At 66.2% G+C, this 2,184-nt stretch carries 3 protein-coding genes; 2 read left to right on the forward strand and 1 reads right to left on the reverse strand.

The genetic code is table 11. The features are described from left to right. Positions 1-293, reverse strand: a 293-nt coding sequence (locus K728_RS23345) for a hypothetical protein (RefSeq protein WP_193353943.1), incomplete at its 3' end; no start/stop codon positions are given. 443 nt (positions 294-736) lie between these two features. Here K728_RS23345 and K728_RS19575 point away from each other — a divergent pair. Both K728_RS19575 and K728_RS0114520 read left to right on the forward strand, forming a co-directional pair. Next, on the forward strand, positions 737-1,264 hold the full coding sequence (locus K728_RS19575) for an alpha/beta hydrolase family protein (RefSeq protein ID WP_337587505.1): 528 nt from the start codon (positions 737-739) through the stop codon (positions 1,262-1,264). Positions 1,265-1,358: 94 nt separating this feature from the next. Then, positions 1,359-2,184 (forward strand): ROK family protein (locus K728_RS0114520; protein ID WP_035748237.1); only part of this gene is annotated, 826 nt, incomplete at its 3' end.

Consider the following 2,184-nt stretch of genomic DNA (forward strand, 5'->3'; position numbering starts at 1 on the left):
CGGGCGGCAGTCGGCATGGAGTGGCTGTCGATGGGCCGATCATCGTCCTGGGTGGCCGGCTGCCGGGTGTCGTAGCTTCGGGGAGTGCTTAAGTCTCGTGATCGCAATCGCAGGCCGGTGACGACCAGAACCAGTCCCCCCGCCAGGAGCGCCGCCCCGAGGACGAAGAGCACCATCGTGAGGCCCTCAGCCGTTCCGTTGAAGACTTCGAACAGTGGCGTCGGGAGGATGAAAATCGTGGCTACCAGTGCGATACCGCCCGTGATGAGCCGCCGGGTTCCTTTGGTCTGCATTGTTCCCCCTTGATTGGTCCATTCATTCAAACACCCTCCCCGGCGCATGTGAAGGGTCGGCAAGGTTACGCTTCCGGTGTGGACAACCTACGCCGACGCACCGTCCTGGGCGCCGCCGGCCTCGCTGCAGCGACCGCACTCGCCGGCTGCGCGCCCGGGAGTTCAGCCAACCCCACCCAGCAACCGGAGGAACCAGTGACACCCCAGCGCTACACCTATGGCGATGATCCCAGCCAGTTCGCCGAGTTGTACCTGCCAGCCGGGGAGCACCTCCCGGGCGTCGTCGTGGTTATCCACGGGGGCTATTGGCGCTCAGGGTACGGACTGGATCTTGGCCGGCCTCTCGCCGAAGACCTGTCGTCCCGGGGCTACGTCTGCTGGAACCTTGAATACCGGCGGGNCGGGCCGGCAATGGGGGTGGCTGGCCGGAAACCTTCGCCGACGTGAGCGCCGGCATAGATCTCCTGGCGACGGCGGCCGACGAACACAGCCTCGATCTGGGCACGACGACGGCGCTTGGCCATTCGGCCGGCGGCCACCTCGCGGTATGGGCCGCCGGGCGGTCAACGCTGCCCGACGGGGCTCCCGGCGCCGGAACGCCCCTGGTGCCGCTGACCGGCGTCGTGAGCCAGTCGGGTGTGCTGAATCTGGCAGCAGCCCATGAACAGGGGCTGGGAGACGGTGCCGTGCTGAACCTGCTGGGCGTGGGCCCGGCCGAGGATCCCGTTCGGTACCGGTTGGCTGACCCGATGACAGCGATCCCGCTGCCCATTCCGGTGCTAGCTTTGCACGGTGAGGACGACTCAACGGTGCCGCTCAGCCAATCGGACAGTTATGTGACGACGGCGGCGGCCGCAGGTGCGGCTGCTGAGTTGATCATGATCCCCGGCGACCACTCCGCGATGATCACCCCGGGGACCGAAGCCTGGGTGCGGGTGGTGCAGGCGGTAGATCGGCTGATGGCGGTCTAGCCGATTTGGGGGAGGCTCCCGCGAGGACCGCAACGAATTACTGTTGATCCTGGTTCGGAGATACCGTATTCGGACAGACTGAAAGGCACCATCAATGAGTGGCAACACCATCCCTGTGCTCGAAATTGGAGGCACCCACCTCACGGCCGCGGTGGTGGAATCCGGAACGTGGGTTATCGACCGGGACTCCCTGGCTCGGGTCGACCTGCAGGCCCAGGGGACCGCCGAGAGCCTGGTCGAGGAGATTGGTGCTGCTGCCGACGCGCTGCGGGGCGAGCCGGGAGCGACCTGGTCGGTAGCTATTCCCGGCCCCTTCGACTACAACCAGGGCATTGGCCGTTTCGAGCATGTGGGAAAGTTCGACAGCCTGAACGGCTTCGATCTCGGTGAAGCGCTGATGAAGCGGATTAAACCGACCCCCGGCACGATCCATTTCCTCAACGACGCCGACGCGTTCGGCATCGGGGAATACGCCCTCGGGGCGGCTCGGGGGAATGAGCGGGCCATCTGCATCACGCTGGGCACCGGCGTCGGCTCCACCTTCCTGATCAACGGGCAGCCGGTCAGCACCGGGCCGGCGGTCTCACCGGATGGGAGCATCCACCACGAGGTCTATCAGGGCCGACCCCTAGAAAACACCGTGTCCCGACGCGCCATCCGCGCGGCCTACTCCGACGCGGCCGGTCTGAGCCCGGACTCCGGTCCCGACGTCCACACCATTGCTGAACTCAGCCGGGCCGGTGACGAAACTGCACGACTCGTGCTGGACCGAGCTTTCGGAGCTCTGGGCGAGACTCTCGCAATCGTGATCAGCCGGTTCGACGCGGGGATCCTGGTGATCGGCGGGTCCATGTCCAGGTCCTGGGATCTGGTTGAACCGGCAATTCGCGCGGGAATGGCTCTTGCCGACCCGCGGCTCG

The sequence above is a fragment of the Arthrobacter sp. CAL618 genome (assembly GCF_000468215.1).
In the GTDB taxonomy this organism is placed as follows: Bacteria; Actinomycetota; Actinomycetes; order Actinomycetales; family Micrococcaceae; genus Arthrobacter_D.